This window comes from Psychrobacter sp. UBA3483, assembly GCF_002377905.1.
Taxonomy (GTDB): Bacteria; Pseudomonadota; Gammaproteobacteria; order Pseudomonadales; family Moraxellaceae; genus Psychrobacter.
In genome coordinates this window covers 1-19,059 of sequence record NZ_DFQS01000069.1, presented here as the reverse complement: position 1 = coordinate 19,059, position 19,059 = coordinate 1, and the positions used below count along the sequence as shown (strand labels likewise).

The 19,059-nt window shown below is 43.8% G+C and carries 16 protein-coding genes and 1 pseudogene; 16 read left to right on the top strand and 1 reads right to left on the bottom strand.

All coding sequences use genetic code 11. The features are described 5' to 3' along the window. Positions 1 to 271: 271 nt before the first annotated feature. The 10 genes and pseudogenes from B2866_RS12390 to B2866_RS12345 all read left to right on the top strand — a co-directional run. Positions 272 to 2,668 (top strand): annotated as a pseudogene (locus B2866_RS12390) (AAA family ATPase); the annotation flags it as partial. Between the two features lie 312 nt (positions 2,669 to 2,980). Then, the gene (locus B2866_RS12385) at positions 2,981 to 3,718 is read left to right on the top strand and encodes a uracil-DNA glycosylase (protein WP_296194774.1); all 738 of its coding nucleotides are present in this window, start codon (positions 2,981 to 2,983) and stop codon (positions 3,716 to 3,718) included. A gap of 9 nt (positions 3,719 to 3,727) precedes the next feature. Further along, positions 3,728 to 4,270 carry a tRNA adenosine(34) deaminase TadA gene (tadA, locus tag B2866_RS12380; protein WP_296194773.1) on the top strand — a complete coding sequence of 181 codons (543 nt, stop codon included), beginning with the start codon at positions 3,728 to 3,730 and terminating at the stop codon, positions 4,268 to 4,270. Positions 4,271 to 4,449: 179 nt separating this feature from the next. Further along, a complete protein-coding gene (cmk, locus tag B2866_RS12375; protein ID WP_296194772.1) occupies positions 4,450 to 5,205 on the top strand; it encodes a (d)CMP kinase in 756 nt (251 codons plus the stop codon). 235 nt (positions 5,206 to 5,440) lie between these two features. Beyond that, positions 5,441 to 7,129 (top strand): 30S ribosomal protein S1, encoded by a 1,689-nt coding sequence (rpsA, locus tag B2866_RS12370; RefSeq protein ID WP_068404509.1) that lies wholly within the window; start codon positions 5,441 to 5,443, stop codon positions 7,127 to 7,129. 255 nt (positions 7,130 to 7,384) lie between these two features. Beyond that, positions 7,385 to 7,690: an integration host factor subunit beta gene (locus tag B2866_RS12365; protein ID WP_068404507.1), complete on the top strand. Its 306-nt coding sequence runs from the start codon at positions 7,385 to 7,387 to the stop codon at positions 7,688 to 7,690. Between the two features lie 74 nt (positions 7,691 to 7,764). Next, positions 7,765 to 8,175 (top strand): lipopolysaccharide assembly protein LapA domain-containing protein, encoded by a 411-nt coding sequence (locus B2866_RS12360; RefSeq protein ID WP_296194757.1) that lies wholly within the window; start codon positions 7,765 to 7,767, stop codon positions 8,173 to 8,175. A 72-nt stretch (positions 8,176 to 8,247) separates the two neighbouring features. Then, on the top strand, positions 8,248 to 8,946 hold the full coding sequence (pyrF, locus tag B2866_RS12355; protein WP_296194754.1) for an orotidine-5'-phosphate decarboxylase: 699 nt from the start codon (positions 8,248 to 8,250) through the stop codon (positions 8,944 to 8,946). A 163-nt stretch (positions 8,947 to 9,109) separates the two neighbouring features. Next, entirely contained in the window at positions 9,110 to 9,907 is a 798-nt protein-coding gene (locus B2866_RS12350) for a metallophosphoesterase (RefSeq protein ID WP_200662462.1), read from the top strand. Positions 9,908 to 10,013: 106 nt separating this feature from the next. Next, entirely contained in the window at positions 10,014 to 10,856 is an 843-nt protein-coding gene (locus B2866_RS12345) for a histidine phosphatase family protein (protein WP_296194747.1), read from the top strand. Between the two features lie 160 nt (positions 10,857 to 11,016). Here the strand turns inward: B2866_RS12345 and rpsT are convergent, their stop codons facing one another. Next, on the bottom strand, positions 11,017 to 11,283 hold the full coding sequence (gene rpsT, locus B2866_RS12340; RefSeq protein WP_010200097.1) for a 30S ribosomal protein S20: 267 nt from the start codon (positions 11,281 to 11,283) through the stop codon (positions 11,017 to 11,019). A gap of 524 nt (positions 11,284 to 11,807) precedes the next feature. Between rpsT and B2866_RS12335 the strand changes: the two genes are divergently transcribed. The 6 genes from B2866_RS12335 to B2866_RS12310 form a co-directional block, all read left to right on the top strand. Next, positions 11,808 to 12,509, top strand: coding sequence for an NAD-dependent epimerase/dehydratase family protein (locus B2866_RS12335; protein ID WP_068404498.1), 702 nt, complete (start codon positions 11,808 to 11,810; stop codon positions 12,507 to 12,509). Between the two features lie 75 nt (positions 12,510 to 12,584). Continuing rightward, on the top strand, positions 12,585 to 13,127 hold the full coding sequence (rraA, locus tag B2866_RS12330; RefSeq protein WP_082894266.1) for a ribonuclease E activity regulator RraA: 543 nt from the start codon (positions 12,585 to 12,587) through the stop codon (positions 13,125 to 13,127). 238 nt (positions 13,128 to 13,365) lie between these two features. Next, positions 13,366 to 17,085, top strand: coding sequence for a transcription-repair coupling factor (gene mfd, locus B2866_RS12325; RefSeq protein WP_296194743.1), 3,720 nt, complete (start codon positions 13,366 to 13,368; stop codon positions 17,083 to 17,085). Positions 17,086 to 17,338: 253 nt separating this feature from the next. Continuing rightward, positions 17,339 to 17,770, top strand: coding sequence for an HIT domain-containing protein (locus B2866_RS12320; protein ID WP_144296506.1), 432 nt, complete (start codon positions 17,339 to 17,341; stop codon positions 17,768 to 17,770). Between the two features lie 364 nt (positions 17,771 to 18,134). Next, a complete protein-coding gene (locus B2866_RS12315; RefSeq protein WP_286796553.1) occupies positions 18,135 to 18,476 on the top strand; it encodes a hypothetical protein in 342 nt (113 codons plus the stop codon). Then, a partial coding sequence (locus B2866_RS12310; protein ID WP_296194733.1) for a neutral/alkaline non-lysosomal ceramidase N-terminal domain-containing protein occupies positions 18,477 to 19,059 on the top strand: 583 nt, incomplete at its 3' end.

The following is a 19,059-nucleotide window of genomic DNA, read 5'->3' as shown; positions in this document are numbered from 1 at the left end:
CATAATAAATACTGCGCAATAAAGGTCTAGTGGACACTTCGATACATTTTAGTCAGCGTTAAAAGATTGACTATGTTTAAGTATCATGTTGAGATAAAGGTAAGACGCAAATAGTACTCAAGCCATGGAAGACATCATTCAATAATATGCAGTAATGTCTGTTAATAATCCCAACATTGCCCTTGAACAATCTATCTATCGCCCTGATTTAGTTACTAACTCATTCATAAAGCTATCAATAATAAGATAGGTACAACCGTAGGAAGTCCTTATGTTAAGTCGTCATCTTGAAGTTTCTTTGCGTTTAGCAATGACACTTGCGCGCCAAAAATCGCATGAGTATCTCACTGTTGAACATCTCCTATTGGCGTTATTAGAAAATACCAATGCTGCCAATACGTTGACTGCTTGCAATGCCAATGTGTCAGCGTTGCGTAGTGAGCTAGAAGCCTATATTAATAAGCATACGCCAACCGTGGACGCAGATTCTGAACAATCGCCACAACCAACCCAGAGCTTTGACCGCATTTTGCAGCGTGCTATTTTCCACGTGCAGTCTATTGGTGGCGGGCGTTTGGTGGAAGGTTCTGATATTTTGGTATCGATGTTTTCTGAGCATGATACTTACGCCGTTTATTTGCTTAAAAAGCAGGGCATCAGCCGCCTTGAGCTGACCCAGTATTTATCACATGGTCAAGACAAGGACGAGCCATCTGAGCCACGTGCTTCCATGACTGGTGAGCGCCGTAGTGCGTCAGAAAAAACCAGTAAAGATCCTTTGGTTGAATTTGCAACCAACTTAAACCAACGCGCCGCTGAAGGCAAAACCGACCCACTCATCGGTCGTGGCCCTGAGATTGAACGCGCCGCTCAAGTATTATGCCGTCGCCGTAAAAATAACCCACTATTGGTGGGTGAGCCAGGCGTGGGTAAGACCTCGATTGCCGAAGGTTTGGCGTGGTTGATTATCAATGATAAAGCACCGAAGCCACTCAACGGCTGCGTGATTTATAGCCTAGATATAGGCTCATTAATCGCTGGTACTAAGTATCGCGGGGATTTTGAAAAACGCATGAAATCGCTACTTGATGCGCTAAAGAAAAAGCCTAATGCGATTTTGTTTATCGATGAGATTCATATGATTATTGGCGCAGGCTCGTCAATGAGTAGCAATATGGACGTCTCAAACTTAATCAAACCAGCGCTTGCCAATGGTGAGCTGCGCTGTATTGGTTCAACAACCTTTACTGAATATCGTCAGGTGTTCGAAAAAGACCATGCCTTGTCACGTCGTTTTCAAAAGATTGATGTGAAAGAACCAAGTGTCGATGACAGTATCGATATTTTACGTGGGTTGAAACCGCGTTATGAAGAGTTTCATAACGTCGAATATACCGACGAAGCCTTGGTCACTGCTGTGCAATTATCGGCAAAACACATTCACGAGCGCTTTTTACCCGATAAAGCCATCGATGTCATCGATGAAGCGGGTGCTTATAAGCGCTTAGGTATCGTCGCGGATTTGGACGATATTGATGTTGAAGAAAGCTTTATTGCTAACTTAGAACAAGACTTTGATGCGCAAATCGATGCGGATGAAGAAGGTCTAGATGGTAGTCTTGACGACGACAGTAGCCATGACACAGATAGTGTTAATGAAATGCAAGAAGAAGCAGATACGGCAAAAGCCAATGATAAGGCCAATGGGTCTAAGAAATCTAAAGGCAAACGCGCACCGATAAAAATCGATGTTGCTGATATCGAAGCCATCATTGCTAAGCTTGCGCGTATTCCGCCCAAATCCGTATCAAGTGATGATAAGAGCATTCTTGAGCATTTAGATCGTGATCTTAAACACTTGGTATTTGGTCAAGATGAAGCGATTGAAACCTTGGCGGATGCGATTAAACTGTCGCGTGCCGGTCTAAAAGCGCCGGATAAACCAATTGGCTCGTTTATGTTTGCTGGTCCAACGGGGGTTGGTAAAACAGAAGTATCGCGTCAATTAGCAAACCTATTGGGTGTTGAGTTGGTTCGCTTTGATATGTCAGAGTACATGGAAGCGCATACGGCGTCACGTCTGATTGGTGCGCCTCCTGGTTATGTTGGTTATGATCAAGGTGGTTTGCTGACTGAAAAAATCAATCAGCATCCGCATTGCGTGTTGTTACTTGATGAAATCGAAAAAGCACACCCTGATGTCTTTAACTTGTTATTACAAGTGATGGATCATGGTACTTTGACTGATAACAACGGCCGCGTGGCTATCTTTAAGCAAGTTATCGTCATTATGACCACTAACGTCGGCGCTGAAAGTATTAGCCGCTCTTCGATGGGCTTCACCCAGCAAGATCACAGCCGCGACAATACCGAAGCGCTCAAACGCGTCTTTACCCCTGAATTCCGTAACCGTTTGGATGCGATTATTCAGTTCAACGCCTTAGATACGTCGGTTGTGGTTTCTGTGGTCGATAAGTTCTTGGTTGAGCTACAAGTACAGCTCGATGATAAGCAAGTGACGCTCGAGATTGACGATGAAGTCCGCGATTACTTGGCGGAAAAAGGCTATGATCGCCTAATGGGTGCGCGTCCTATGCAGCGCCTCATTCAAGACGAGATTAAAAAACCACTCGCAAGTATGATTTTGTTTGGCGACTTGGTAAACGGCGGAGTAGTACATTTAAGCTTAGAGCCCAAAGAAGCCAATGAGCAAGACGGCGAGGCTATTAAGCTTGATAAAACTAGCGGTAAATCTTCGGATAAAGGCTCAGCCGACAGTCGTATTATCTTAACGGTCGTTGAAACCCATGAGCCGCATCCAGACTCTGAGTCATTAGCTAGCTAAGTTTTTGCTATTGATATAATAACGACGGTTACAGCGTTATAAAAACGGTTACAATGGTAGCCGTTTTTTTATTGCTATAATTTATTGAATGACCGTATTTCTTATCCTCCTATAAAAAATAAAAAAGGACCTATCATGGAATTATTTGATGAAAAATCTACGAAGAGCGATGCTCAAAAGCAAGCAATTTTGGATAATGTGCGCTTACCAGAAGACTGGAAACAAGCCTTAGCAGAAGAATTGACCTCTGATAATATGGATAACTTGCGCGCTTTTTTAAAAGAAGCTTATCAATCAGATGATAGTATTTATCCGCCAGCGCCCTTAATGTTTAATGCATTAAATCTAACGCCGTTATCGCAGGTGAAAGTTGTGATACTGGGTCAAGACCCTTATCATGGACCAGGGCAAGCAATGGGTTTATCGTTTTCAGTACCAAAAGCCATACCAAAACCGCCGTCTTTAAATAATGTACTAAAAGAGATGGCGAGTGACATTGGTATCGCCCCGTCAAAACATGGCGATTTAACCTATTGGGCGCAGCAAGGGGTACTATTGCTCAATAGTTCTTTGACGGTTAAAGAAAGCGAGCCTAATAGCCATCAAAATAAAGGGTGGGAGCAGTTTACCGACGCGGTCATTGATGTGGTCAATGAACAAACTGAGCATACGGTATTTATATTGTGGGGCAGTAAAGCGCAGAAAAAGGGTAAATATATCAATACCGATAAACATTTGATTCTGACCGCTGTACATCCATCGCCGTTGGCTGCTAACCGTGGTGGGTTTTTTGGTTCTAAGCCATTTTCTAAGACCAATGATTATCTAATACAGCATGGTCAAACGCCCATCGATTGGCAGTTACCGCAATAAATGAAAAATATGCAAAATATAAGCTTGCAGCACTATCCGCCAGTTAACCACCACCTTGCTACAGGTCAATTTTGGTCAGTCGAAGATGTCAACTGGATGCAACAAGCACTTAACCTTGCTAAGCAAGGCGCTGCGCGTGAAGAAGTGCCCGTAGGAGCGATACTGGTACATAATCAGCAGATGATAGGGCAAGGTTTTAATGAGCCGATTGGACGCCATGATGCGACTGCGCATGCTGAGATAGTTGCATTAAGAGATGCCTGCAGGCGTTTAAACAACTATCGCTTGCCACTTCAGACAACGCTATATGTGACTTTAGAGCCGTGTACCATGTGTATTGGGGCGCTGATTCATGCTCGTGTCGACAAGCTTGTCTATGCTGCTAGTGAGCCGAGAGCTGGCATGGTTGGTAGTCAAATGAACTTGGCTGCCGAACCTTTTTATAATCATCGTATTCAAGTGTATAAAGGCTTATGTCATGAACATAGCAGTCAGATGCTAAAGGCTTTTTTTCGTGAGCGTCGGCAAGCGTCCAAACGAAAAAAAAGATAAAAAAACCGTTCAAATGATTAACAAGATATTAGTCTCACTGCTAGTGATAGGGAGCTATGTTTGCTATACTATCGCCCTATTTGCTTACGAATCTGTCTATTACCGTGCAAGCGTTTGATAGCGCAGGGAAATTCTTTGTTTACCACGATGTCAGCTCTGCCGACGATTAAGTGAGTGTTATGTCTGCTTTTACACCTGATACTAATGACAATAGTGATATTCGCTCATTGCGCTATCCAGTTATCTGTATTGATGGTCCAAGTGGGGCAGGTAAAGGCACGGTTACGTGGCGCTTAGCGCAAACCTTGGGCTATCAGCTGCTTGATTCAGGGGCATTATATCGCATTGTTGGTCTAAAGGCGTTTGAAGCAGGTCTGATTACAGCAGATGCCAGCCAAGCGATTGATGAGACTGCGTTATTAGAATTGACCCAAAGCTTACAGATCGTTTTTGAGCCCAATAGCGATTCAGGGCGCGTGGATATCATTGTCAATGGCACTAAGATTGGCGAGCAAGTACGTAACGAAACCGTTGGCGGTTATGCTTCACAAGTCGCAGTTTATCCAAAGGTGCGTCAAGCGCTGCTTAAATTGCAGCAAGACATGGCAACCCAATCAGGATTGGTCGCTGATGGTCGCGACATGGGCACGGTAGTTTTCCCCGATGCCGATGTAAAGGTCTATCTGACCGCAAGCGCTACCGCTCGTGCAGAGCGCCGCGTGGCACAGCTATTAAAAGCTGGGCAGGCGGCTGATTTCGATGCGATTCTGGCAACGATTAAAGCGCGAGATGAGCGTGATGAAAACCGAGCAACGGCACCGTCAAAACCGGCTGAAGATGCACTGGTTTTAGATAGCTCAAACCTAGACGCTGACGCGGTTTATGAGTTGGTAAAAAAACATTGTCAAGATAAAGGTGTTTGTTTTAATCGTTAATAAAAACAACATATTAAGTACTAAAAGGTTTCCTATGGCTTCCGTTTTAGTATAAAATTGTATAAATATAAGTAAGACAGTCGTTGCTAGTGAGTTCGCTACAAAATCGCTTATTAGCAACAACCGTTTTTTTATATGACTGCATAAGATATAAAACCAGTATTCTCGTTTTATACAGTCATACATTTGATCCGTACTGTGCTGGACAGGATACGGCTATACAAAGGTAGACATAATGGAATCATTTGCTGAACTATTTGAAGCGAGCATCGAAGAAACAGGTCTTGATATCGAGCGTGGCTCGGTTATCACTGGTACTGTTGTAGCCATCGATAGCGATTGGATCACAGTAGATACTGGTCTTAAATCTGAAGGTATCGTCGCTCGTGAAGAGTTTTTAAGCGAAGAAGGCGAACTTGAAGTTGAAGTTGGCGACACAGTCGACGTCGTGGTTGAAGCGGTTGATAACGGTATGGGTCAAACCTTACTGTCACGCGAAAAAGCCAAACGCGTTGAGACTTGGAATTTCCTTGAGAAAATCTCTGACAACGATGAGATCGTTAAAGGTATTATTTCTAGCAAAGTAAAAGGCGGCTTTACCGTTGATATCGGTTCAGTTCGCGCGTTCCTACCAGGTTCATTGGTAGACGTCCGTCCGATTCGTGATACCACGCATCTAGAAGGCAAAGAGCTAGAATTTAAAGTTATCAAACTTGATCAAAAACGTAACAACGTGGTAGTTAGTCGCCGCGCTGTTATGGAAGCTGAAAACTCAGCTGAGCGTGAAGAGCTATTGAACAAGCTTGAAGAAGGTATCGAGATCGAAGGTATCGTGAAGAACCTAACTGATTACGGTGCATTCGTTGATCTTGGTGGTATTGATGGTCTATTACACATCACTGACATGGCATGGCGCCGTATCAAGCACCCATCTGAGGTGGTTGAAGTTGGTCAAGATCTAAAAGTTAAAGTATTGAAGTTTGACCGTGAGCGTAATCGCGTAAGCTTGGGTCTAAAACAACTTGGTACTGATCCTTGGGATAACGTTGGCGGCACTTACCCAGTAGGTAGTGTGGTTAAAGCACGCGTCACCAACCTAACTGATTATGGTTGTTTCGCTGAAATCTCTGAAGGTATCGAAGGTCTAGTACACGTATCAGAAATGGATCATACTAACAAAAACATCCACCCATCAAAAGTTGTACAAGTGGGTGACGAAGTTGAAGTGATGATTCTGGACATCGACGAAGAGCGTCGCCGTATCAGCTTAGGTATCAAACAAACTCTTGCTAACCCATGGGATGAGTTTGATAAGAAACATGAGCGCGGTGATAAAATTACTGGTACGATCAAATCAATCACTGACTTCGGTATCTTTATCGGTCTAGACGGTGGTATTGATGGTCTGGTTCATCTATCTGATATCTCTTGGAACGAAACTGGCGAAGAAGCTATCCGTAACTACAATAAAGGCGACACCGTTGAAGCAATGGTATTGTCTGTAGATTCAGAAGCCAACCGTATCAGCTTAGGCATCAAACAATTAAGCTCTGATCCATTCAACGAATACCTAGTCAACAATGACCGCGGTGCTATCGTTAATGGTAAAGTAAAAGAAGTAGATGCTAAAGGCGCTACTATTGAGCTTGCTGATGAAGTAGAAGCTTACTTACGTGCCTCTGAGATTCAACGTGACCGCGTTGAAGATGCAACCAAGCATCTATCTGTTGGTGATGATGTTGAAGCGAAAATCATCAGTGTTGATCGTAAAACTCGTAACATCAACTTGTCAATCAAAGCAAAAGACGAAGCTGAAGAGCGTCAAGCGATTAAAGAACTGGGAAGCACTGGTACGACTGCTGCCGCCGGTTCTGATGCACAGCCAAAAACCATTGGTGACTTGATCAAAGAACAAATGCAGTAAGCGGTAGTTTGTTGATATAGTTATACTATAAAAAGAAAGCGACTCCGGTCGCTTTTTTTTATGATTAAATTTGAGTAGGCGGTAAATGAAGAAGGATTTGCTGTAAAAGGGCAAACTCTTATTCCTATTTAGACCAATATCCGCTATCATTTGCAACATTGAGTAACGAGATATGAACGTAAAATTAAACAGTCCTCAATTGTTTAATGTACTTCATCATCATCTTATCCATTAATCAATAAGGTCCATGTGATAATGCAGCAAGCAATTAACAAGTCCGAATTTATTAGTAATCTGAGTGCGAATTGTGACAACATGACAGACACTGTCGTCGATGATGCAGTACGCGAAATATTAAATTTGATGACCGATACCTTAGCCAATGATGGCCGAGTAGAGGTGCGTGGCTTTGGTAGTTTCTGTCTTCATCATCGCCGTGCCCGTATGGGACGCAACCCTAAAACAGGCGAAAGCGTTCCAGTACCTGCGAAAGCCATTCCACACTTTAAGCCGGGCAAAGCGCTACGTGAAGCTGTCAATGCTAAGGTAGCGAACGGTTAATAAAGCAGAGCCGTCAGAATGTCCGCGTTCTTTGTTAAACGGTTCATACGATTCAACATAAAAGGATATTTTTGATGCGCATTTTACTGCTGATTTTACTGTTTCTAAGTTTTGCCTATTCGTTAGGGTTGGTATTGGCCAATAATACTGAAGTTGGGGTGAATCTACTTTTTTCTCAAGCACCGACGATGAATTTGGGCTTATTACTGATTCTGTGCTTAATACTAGGCATTGTGATTGGCATGCTACTCGCGCTGCTTATCTTCCGCGTGCTACAAAATAAGTGGGAAATCTCACGGCTACAAAAGCTAAATGCCAATCTGCAAGAGCAAGTGACGCAGGCTAATATCGTCATTGACCGTCAGGCAAACGCACCATCGGTACAAGAAGCGGTTTACGGCGCGACAGCGACCAATGTACAAGATGACAGCGTTATTGATATAGACGATGGTGCTACTTTAACCAAGCAAAAGCGTGAGCATTGAGTGCACACTAAGCATTCTTATATTGAGACGTTTATATAATCATTTAATAAACTGATAGAACGTGGCACAACTATGAATAACATCATCCATTCTCCAGTCGTCGTTGCACTGGATAATATGACTGAAGATGCCTCCTTAGCGCTAGCTGACCAATTAGACCCAGCATTATGTCGCTTAAAAGTCGGCAAAGAGCTGTTTACCCGCTGTGGCCCTGACATTGTTAAAGCACTACATCAGCGTGATTTTGACGTGTTTTTGGACTTAAAATTTCACGACATTCCTAATACCACGGCACAAGCGGTACTCGCAGCAGCCGAGCTTGGTGTATGGATGGTCAATGTGCATGCAAGCGCGGGCCTTGAGGCCATGTCGTTAGCCAAGCAGCGCTTGTCAGACGGTAATTTTGAAACCCTGCTAATCGCTGTTACTGTGCTGACTTCTATGGATAATCAGGCACTGACGCAAACAGGTATCACTGATGGTCTAGATGCCCAAGTAAGCCGTTTGGCACAACTGACCAAGCAAGCGGGCCTTGATGGGGTGGTATGCTCAGCACAAGAGGCCAAAACGCTTAAAGCATTATGTGGGCAGGATTTTAAGCTGGTCACCCCTGGTATTCGTCTGCTAGACGACAATGCTGATGATCAAAAACGCATCTGTACACCGAAGCAAGCGTTAGCAGATGGTTCTGATTATTTGGTGATTGGTCGCTCAATCACCCAAGCTGTTGATCCTTTGGCCAAATTACAATTGATAATTAATAGTATCTAGTGCTATAGATTCACCATACAATAAAAAAGACAGCCTAATTCGCTGTCTTTTTTACTTTTTGCCCATTATTAAAAAGCTGCTACACTGGTTAAATTTACGCTAATCGTAAGCTGAGGAAAAAGCTGACTTTTGCAAATAGTCTGATTGGATAATAGTAAAACCTATGAAATTACAGATTTTAAGTGACTTACATATTGACAGTTATGCGCGGCAGTCGTATCCACTAGGGCGCATCCCTAAAACGGATGCAGACGTGCTGCTCGTAGCGGGAGATACTGCCAATAGTGATGATGGTATGGCATGGCTACAAGAGCAGGCAGCGCATTTGCAAGTACCTTTGATTACTATCGCGGGCAATCATGAATACTTCGGCGAAGATGTGCTGCATTTTGATAAAAAGCTAGCCACTTGGGATAATTATAATAATGAACTAGAGCAGGGCGTGCGCTTTTTACAGTGTCAGTATATGGATATTGGTGAAGTGCGGATTCTGGGTTGTACGTTATGGACGGACTATCAATATCAAGCCGATGCCGATACGATGGCAGCAGCTAGGCGTTTTATGCGCGATTACAAGCAGATTTATGCGGGTGGCGAGCTGTTCTCTCCTGAAGTATCGATACAAATCCATACTGAGCATCGTCAGTGGCTACAGCAAGCGCTGATAACGGCGCAAGCATTGGGTAAAAAAACGGTGGTCATGAGTCATCATAGTATTAGCCCGTTATCGGTGTCTGAGAAATTTGCCAACTTGCCGAGTAATGCCGCCTTTGTCAGTGATTTATCGAGCTGGATGCATGAAGATTGGGCACCTGTGCTATGGGTACATGGCCATACTCATGAAGCCTTTGATTATCAAATTAATAAAACGCGGGTGATAGTCAATCCGCGTGCTTATCCTAATGAGGTGAGCAGTACCGAATTGGCGTTTGTTTGGAACAAAGTGGTGGATATTGGCTAAATCCTGTTAACCAAGCGCTTATATCGATATATAGCTGAATAAGCTATAGTGCAACTGAGCTTATATTTTGTTCATTCTCATCAATAAATCTGCTACGCTTACTATCATGAGTAAATTACCTAATAATATCCCATCGGGACTATCGACGCCGATTGAAAAGCCTACTAGCCTCCGGCCAAGCGTACCTGCACCTTCTCATTTACCTGACAGTATGATGTCTTCGGTCGGTTTGTTGCCAGTAGATAAAAGACTGATTTTATTTACCAGACATTCTTTACGTGAGCGCTCTGATGGTAATGGGTTTGCCAGTTACCAATTACCACTAACGCCCAAGGGCCGTGTATTAGCAAAGTCTTGGGGGCGCTGGTTAGCAGAACATCTGCCGTATTCGCTTGATGTTGATAGTATCTCAAGCCCAATTGGTCGCTGTATTGATACCGCGCAGCTGATGCAAGAAGGGGCGGGACTACGACGTGATATTGCCCATCAATCGCTACTGGTTGAACCGGGTAGTCTGGTAACTGAACCTGAGATTGCCAACCCAATTTTTAAAGAAATTGGCGTGCTCAATTTTATCAATCGCTTTTTACAAGGCAATCTTGAGGGCACGAAAAACGCTTATCAAGGTGGGCTCGATCTTTTATCGCTTTTTTATCAGAATCAGCCGCAACATGGGCATTTAATGCTCGCCGTCAGTCATGATACGTTACTATCAGCGTTTTTAGCAGTGATGCTAGACGTGGTTGAGATTGATTGGAATGATTGGCCAAAGATGATGGAAGGGGTGTTTTTGTGGTTTGATGATAAGCCTTTTGAGCAGGCTAATGCCTATTTCGTTTGGCGCGGGCAAGTATATATCCGTCCGATCAGTGATTTACTAAAATGCTACCGTGCCGCTGGTTTTCATCCAAGCAAATTGCTATTGCCACCAGAGGTAAAATGGACATAGACCTTATTCTTGAAGTATTTAATTAGCCTTATAATATTTTTAAAATAGTAATGGTTAACTTTTAAATAGGCATAAAAAAACCTTGCTCCAGTATGAAAACCAGTAGCAAGGTTTTGGTCATCACACTATCAAGTGCGATGCGGTCTAAACGCAACCAATCTTAAGCTTGTAAGCCTTTGATGGTTTTGTTTAGGCGGCTCTTACGACGAGCAGCTTTATTCTTATGAATAATACCTTTGTCAGCCATACGATCAAGAACCGGTACCGCTTTTTTGTAAGCTTCGGTAGCCGCGTCATAATCTTTAGCAGCGATAGCCGCATCAACACGTTTTAGATAAGTACGAACCATAGAGCGTTGTGACGCAGAGTTCTGACGACGTTTGGTGTTTTGACGGGCGCGTTTACGAGCTTGTGCAGTATTAGCCACGCGTATCTCCTTGATAAAGACAGATAAAAATATGAATGTTGATTGCAATAATAATGGGTTTAACAATCATCGGTGACGAGCAGCCTCTCGCCAAACATGATGTCGATGTCTATTATGAGGGCACTTATCTGTTATTAAAGTACCTAATAGTAATAGAGCATCGCTCGCGCCAGAACTGTTTGGAATAATTAAACAGCGTTGACGTGTAAAGCCGGTTATCTTAGCAAATTATTGCGCTTAGAACAATATATTTGATGATTAATGCTAAAAGAAGTTATGCTAGCCGAACTTAAAGGTTTAATTAAAGGATTTATCGCCCTAACAAGTGAATTATCTAACAAAAGTTAAACTTAAAAGTCTGTATTATTCCAATAAACCTAGGCGTTGATAAAATCTTTTACAATAAATTGTGTAGAATAGCGCTAGGGAGCTGTTAATTTAGGTATGATACCAAAGCAAACAATTTCTATAAGACATCATTTTTAGCATTACAAACACCCCAACATGATATAAACGGATAGGCTATGCAGCGAAAAGCAATTGTAATTGGCGCAACAGGGTTGGTCGGACAGCATCTTGTTAAGCAGCTTAGTGAGCTTTATGACACGTTGATTGTGATTGCACGGCGGCCGCCTCGCTACATCAATGCCAGCATGCGCTTTTATCAGGTCAATGATTTTGATAACTTGGCTGAAATATTTGCCAGCGTCGGCGCAGATAGTAAGACCGATGCCTTTAGCTGCCTTGGTACCACCAAAAAACAAGCAGGTAGTGATGAAGCGTTTCGAAAAGTTGACCACGACTATAATGTCAATTTTGCCACATTATGCCGTGCGAAAGGCGTAGAAAACTTCTTTTTATTGTCTTCAATGAATGCCGATATCGACAGCCGTTTTTTATACAATCGGGTCAAAGCGGAAACAGAGCAGTCTATTATGGCGCTAGGTTTTACCCAGTTGGTGATTTTTCGGCCATCATTATTACTTGGCAAGCATAAAGGCCGCCCACTTGAAAGCTTTGGTCAAAAAGCCTTTAAACTGATCTCGCCAATCGTCCCCGAGTCATTATCCTTGCATCCTATTTCTGCCAAGCGCGTTGCCAGTGCGATGGCGATGAGTGCGCATGAGGTGTATCAGCGTAATAAATATCGTAGTGAGCCTACCATTACAGACACGGAAATTATCGAAAATAAACAGCTACTAGCAATGACCAAAGTCAAAAAATAGCCTAAGCATAAATTAATAAAAACTCAGATTTCATGATAGATAATTCAACTATTTAACTTAACAAGGAGCGTCACGATGTCAGATACAGCAGAAACAACCACAATGAATAAAGACAACTTTGTCACTTGTGATTTATTAGATGCCAATCCTGAGTCGCAGGTATGCCTGCCCAATATCGAAGGCAAATCGTTTTATAGCTTTGGCGGTAAAGACAGATTTTGTGGTGAAATCGTGACGGTAAAATGCTTTGAAGACAATAGCCGCGTAAAATCCTTATTGAATAGCGATGGCAAAGATAAAGACGGCAATGGTAAAGTCTTGGTCGTTGACGGTGGTGGTTCAATGCGTTGCGCGTTGCTCGGCGATATGATTGCGCAATCAGCGATTGACAATGGCTGGGCAGGGGTGGTGGTATATGGCTGCGTGCGTGATGTAGATGATATGGCACAAATGGATATCGGCGTCATGGCGCTTGGTTGCATCCCGCGCAAATCAAATCGCCGTGATGAAGGCCAAACTGACATTGAAATCCGCTTTGGTGATTTAACGTTAAACTCAGGTATGTTTGTTTATGCCGACAATAACGGCATTATCGCGAGCGAAAAACCATTGATTTAAAAACAGCTTATACTTTAACAGTAGCTTAATGGTTATAACTCCGAGACCTCAGCTTAATCGTTGAGGTTTTTACATTTAAGTAGCTTGTCTTTATAGATGAATATGCGTTTTATCAATTGTTTAGATTTTGATTTTTTCATAACAAGGCTAAGTGACAAACCGTTACGGCATAAATTTTGGTAATTGCGCAAATATTCGTATAATAGCTTTCTGACTCTTAACGTTGACCCTATCCTTTATGTCTATCACTGCTTTGACCGACGCCTTTGACCCTATTAACCAGCAGTTATTTCCTATCCAGAATACCGAGCGGCGCTGGCTGGCGCCTGTGCATGGAGCAGTCAGTAGTTTGTGGCTGGCAAGTCTGGTACAAACGCCGCTATGGGATGTGGCCGATCGTCTAAAGATCGTGGTGACGCGTGACCAAAATCAGCTTAACCAGATAGAGACGGAGCTGGCATTTTGCGGCGTCGATGCTTATGTGTTTCCCGATTGGGAAACGCTGACCTATGACGAGCTGTCTCCGCATCAAGACATTGTGAGCGAGCGCATCAATCTATTGACTGATATGCCAACCTCAGGCGTGCTACTGATATCGGTACAAGCATTAATGCACCGTGTCGCACCGCCAAGCTGGTTGATAGGACAGCATTTTGATTTGAGTGTCGGTGATCGATTCGATATCAATACTCAGCGCGAACTATTGGCAAAGGCGGGTTATCGCGCGGTTGAGAACGTTTTTGAGCCGGGCGAATTTGCCGTACGTGGTAGTATCATTGATATCTTTGCCATGGGTCAGCCATTTCCGCTACGCCTAGATTTATTCGACGATGAAATTGAGACCATTCGCTTTTTTAATCCGCAGACCCAACGCACATTGACCGTTGATGACCTCAAAACCATGATGAGTGGCAACGATAGCAGCATGGGCAAAGAGTCGCTATCGCTGCTGCATAAACTGCCAGATATCTCAAAGCCCATTAAGCAATTTCAAATACTACCAGCCAAAGAGTTTCCGCTCGATGAAGGACGGGAGACGTTCCGCACCAACTTTGCCGCCATGTTCCCCAATGCCAGTAGCCGCAAATCTGAGCTGCATAAAGATGTGATGGCAGGTATCGCTAGTAGCGGACTTGAGTATTATCAGCCACTGTTTTTTGATTTAAAGGATTGGCAGGCAGAGAGTAGTTTGTTTTCCTACTTACCAAGCGATGCGCTGTTTATCACCGATGAGCTGATTAACGAAAAACAGGCAGATTATTGGTCACAAATTCAGCGCCGATATGAAGAGCGGCGTCATGATATTGACAAGCCCATCGTCGCACCTGAATGGTTGTATCTACTATCAAATAGTCTAAATGAACATCTTAATCATTACCCGCGAGTGATACTCAGTGCGCGTAATAAGCTTGCGACCATGATCGATATCGCTGCGACTGATAGCATTGATAACGATGACGCAACCTTAGCCCCTAAGCAGCTATCACTGACGCCAAAAAAACAGGGGCTAGTGACGTTAAGCGCGCAAGAGCCGCCGCAACTGGCAGTGAACCACCAAAAAGCTGAGCCCCTTACCGAACTGTTAGCATTTTTAGCGCTACAAGAACAAACAGCAACACCTGTATTAATTGTGGCAGAAACAGCGGGTCGGCGTGAGATTTTGATTGAACTGTTTAAAGGCAAAATTGATATCAAAGCCTACGATAGCTTTGAGGCTTTTTTAGCAGCGGACAAATCGAAGAATAATAGTAATAAATTACCGCAAGTCGGATTGACCATCGCGCCCATTGAGCGCGGGGTTTATGTCCCTGAGCGCTTGGTGGTGATTAGCGAGACGCAATTATTTGGCCGGCAAGTGCTGCAAACGCGCCGACGCCGACAAAGCGGGGTGTCAGAAGAGTTTTTGGTTAAAAGTGTCACCGAGATAACCGAAGGCAGCCCAGTGGTGCATATCGAGCATGGTATTGGGCGTTACAATGGTCTGATTACACTCGATGTCGGCGATGGTGAGCAAGAGTTTATTCACTTAAAGTACGCTGATGACGCCAGTATCTATGTGCCGGTTGCGAATTTACAAATGATTAATCGCTATAGCGGCGGAGATCCTGCACTTGCGCCATTACATAAAATTGGCAGCGGTAAATGGGATAAAGCCAAGCAAAAAGCGCTTGAGCAAATCCATGACGTGGCGGCCGAGCTGCTTAATATGCAAGCACGGCGCGAAGCGAAAGTCGGTATTCATTTTAAAATCGACCCATCACAGTATGAGCTATTTGCCAGTCAATTTGCTTTTGAAGAAACGCCTGATCAAGCCAATGCCATCCATGCAGTTATGGAAGACATGCGGCAGAATCAGCCGATGGATCGTCTTATTTGCGGCGATGTTGGTTTTGGTAAAACAGAAGTCGCTATGCGTGCGGCGTTCATTGCAGTGAGTGCCGGTTATCAAGTGGCGGTGTTGGTGCCGACAACCTTGCTCGCCGGTCAACATGAAGACAATTTCCGCGACCGTTTTGCTGATTGGCCGGTACGTATCGAAACCCTGTCACGCTTTGGTGGTAAAAAACATCAAGAGACGGTATTGGCTGATTTGGCAGCGGGTAAGGTTGATATCGTCATTGGCACGCATAAACTTCTGCAACCTGATGTGAAGTTCTCTAATCTCGGTTTGATGATTGTCGATGAAGAACATCGCTTTGGGGTGCGTCATAAAGAGCGTATCAAGGCGATTCAGACCGATGTAGACAGTATGTCGATGACGGCGACGCCAATCCCTAGGACGCTTAATATGGCGCTATCAGGTATGCGTGATATGTCGATTATTGCCACCCCGCCTGCACGTCGTCTGGCGATTAAGACTTTTGTTATGCAAAAGACTGATGCCTTATTAAAAGAAGCCATCTTGCGTGAGCTACTACGCGGCGGACAGGTTTATCTATTGCATAATGATGTGGCAAGTATTGAGCGCATGGCAGAAACCGTACGTGAACTGGTGCCTGAAGCACGAGTAGGGGTGGCTCATGGGCAAATGCAAGAGCGCCAACTTGAACAAGTCATGCAGCAGTTTTATCATAAAAAGTTCAACGTGCTAGTCTGCTCGACCATTATCGAAACCGGTATCGATGTTCCCAATGCCAATACCATTATCATCGAGCGCGCAGATAAGTTTGGTTTGGCGCAATTGCATCAGCTGCGCGGTCGCGTCGGCCGGAGTCATCATCAGGCGTATTGCTACTTGCTAGTACCTTCTATCAAAGGGCTTAAAGGCGATGCCAAGCGCCGTCTGCATGCGATTGAACGCGCCAATACGTTGGGCGCAGGCTTTATGCTGGCAAGTGAAGACTTGGAGATTCGCGGCGCGGGTGAAATCCTTGGTAAACAGCAAAGTGGTAACATGCAAGCGATTGGCTTTAGCTTATATATGGATATGCTTGAGCGCGCAACGAAGGCGATTAAAGCCGGTAAAGAGCCAGATTTAAGCACGCCATTGTCGCTGACCAGTGAAATCAATTTGCACAGCTCGGCGCTAATACCAGAAGAATATTTGCACGATGTGCATCAGCGCTTATTGTTTTACAAACGTATTAGTAATGCTGATGATAAAGAAGCCTTGACCGATATTCGTACCGAAATGATTGACCGTTTTGGGACATTACCCGACCAGACTAAGCAATTATTTGCCGTTCATGGACTGCGTATACAAGCTGAACCGCTCAAGATTAATAAGATTGATGCCAATAGCAGCAGCCTAACACTAGAATTTGCGCCTGATACGCCGGTCGACGCCTTAGCGATTATTCAGCTGATTCAAAAAGACGGTCAGCACTATCGTATGAACGGTGCATCTGGTATACGCTATCAAGATAGCAATAAGCTGGCAACACCGCAGCAGCGTGTCAGCGTCATTCAAGACCTATTGCGCTATTTTAGCGAGCATACAGTGACAGAGTCTGCCTAGCTTTGTTTGTTTATATCGCTAAACCAAGCACATTTACGAAATCGTTTAAGTACAGCAAATGCCATACGCTAAGACAATCAGTCACGGCGCTATTTTATCGCTTGGATAACTGATAAAATAGCGGCATCTTATATTTAGCCTGCTGTTTCTTTAAGCATAATGCTTTAAGCGTATTATAGTTTAGTAAATTCAGTTCTGCTTTTTGGTATTTTAATTCCATTTATTTGAGCGTCATAACAAGAGAACCGTCATTATGTTCCAACTTCATCATAAACTTGCAGCCGACAGTTTTTTAGTGGGTGATTTCCCATTATCAACCTGTCGTTTAATCAATGATTGTCAGTTTCCATGGTTAATATTGGTACCGCGGGTATCAGGTATCAAAGAATTGTACGAGCTATCTGAGGCAGACCAAGCGCAGTTTTTGCGTGAGTCGAGCTGGTTATCAAGCCAACTTGCTAAGACTTTCCAAGCAGATAAAATGAATGTCGCTGCCCTCGGTAATCAAGTACCGCAGCTACATTTTCATCATATCGTCCGCTATCAAAACGACATGCAATGGCCAAATCCAGTATGGGGCATTCCTGCCGTTCCTTATACCAAAGAAGTGTTGGCGCAAATGCAGCAAACGCTAATGATGGCGCTGCGTGGTCATCACCAAATGCCGTTCGATTGGCAAATGTAGTTAAGCTTTAGATAATGGTTGATAAATGTGACTTCAGTACTTTTTATTTAAGTCGTTTTATCTAAGCCATCTTATTTAAGTAGGTATGCTCAAAGTAAAATCATAGTAAAGTGGTTTTTAAGGGCAATTGAAGGTTTGGTTGCTATAAAATATTTTACATTTGTTTGTTAATCGTTATATTAGAGAGTGGGTTGGTTAAATGGATATAGCCAACTTATGTACTCGCAGCCGTTTTCGTGGATTGATGTACATTGGTAGTTATCAATAGTTATCATTGATTAAGCGCGCATCACAGGTTGCGGGATATTTAATCTTAGACTGAGATACTTCAGTTGAAGATTTTACTCTATGTTAAGGATAACAAATGGCTACTTCCTCTATCGCACCTCCACTATTACGACCTTTTATGTTACTCATCTCTATTTGTACCACTGTATTGAACCTAACGGCATGTGAGACGGATTCAACGGAGTCTGCTTCAACACAGTCGGCATCCGTACAATCTGTGGCAGCCTTGTCCGATTTGGGGCCAACGATTAGTGAAAATGCTACTGCCGCAGCGGACAGCTCTGTCACGTTAAATCGTAGCGCTTCTGCTATGTCTATGAGAACAATGCCGACAAGTCAGTATCTCGTTGGTAGTGGTAAGGCAGATATCACCGGAGCTGCTGCCGAAACTGGCATGTTTGGTTATGCGGCGGGGTAGGTGGTACAAGGTATCAACGACCGTTTGTACTCTTATGCTTTTATTATCGGCGAAGCGGATAAAAATGCGGGCAAACGCGTCGTCTATGTATCAGCAGATATGGGCGCTATGTTTACCGCGGTAAAACTTGAGGTCATTAAACGTCTAAAAGCGGATTATGGTGACTTATATAACGATGACAATGTCATGCTCACCGCCACGCATACCTATGTGAGTAACGCCGGCTACTCACATCAGCAGCTGTATCAAATTGCCAGTACCGATGACACGCTAGCAGGCTATAGCAGCCAAAACTTCAATGCTATCGTCAATGGTATTGTCACCTCAATTAAACGCGCTCACGCTACCTTGACGCCAGGGACGTTATCTTTGGCGCAAGGCGAGCTAAAGGGTGCAACAGTCAATCGCTCAGAATTTGCCTATAACAATAATAAAGACGCTAAAGATTTTGATAGTAATGTCAATGAAACCATGACCCAGTTGCGTCTTAATAACGCCGATGGCACCCCAGTAGGTCTGATCAATTGGTTTGCGCTGCATCCAACCAGTTTTAGTAATAAATTTGGTGGTGTATCAGAAAGTA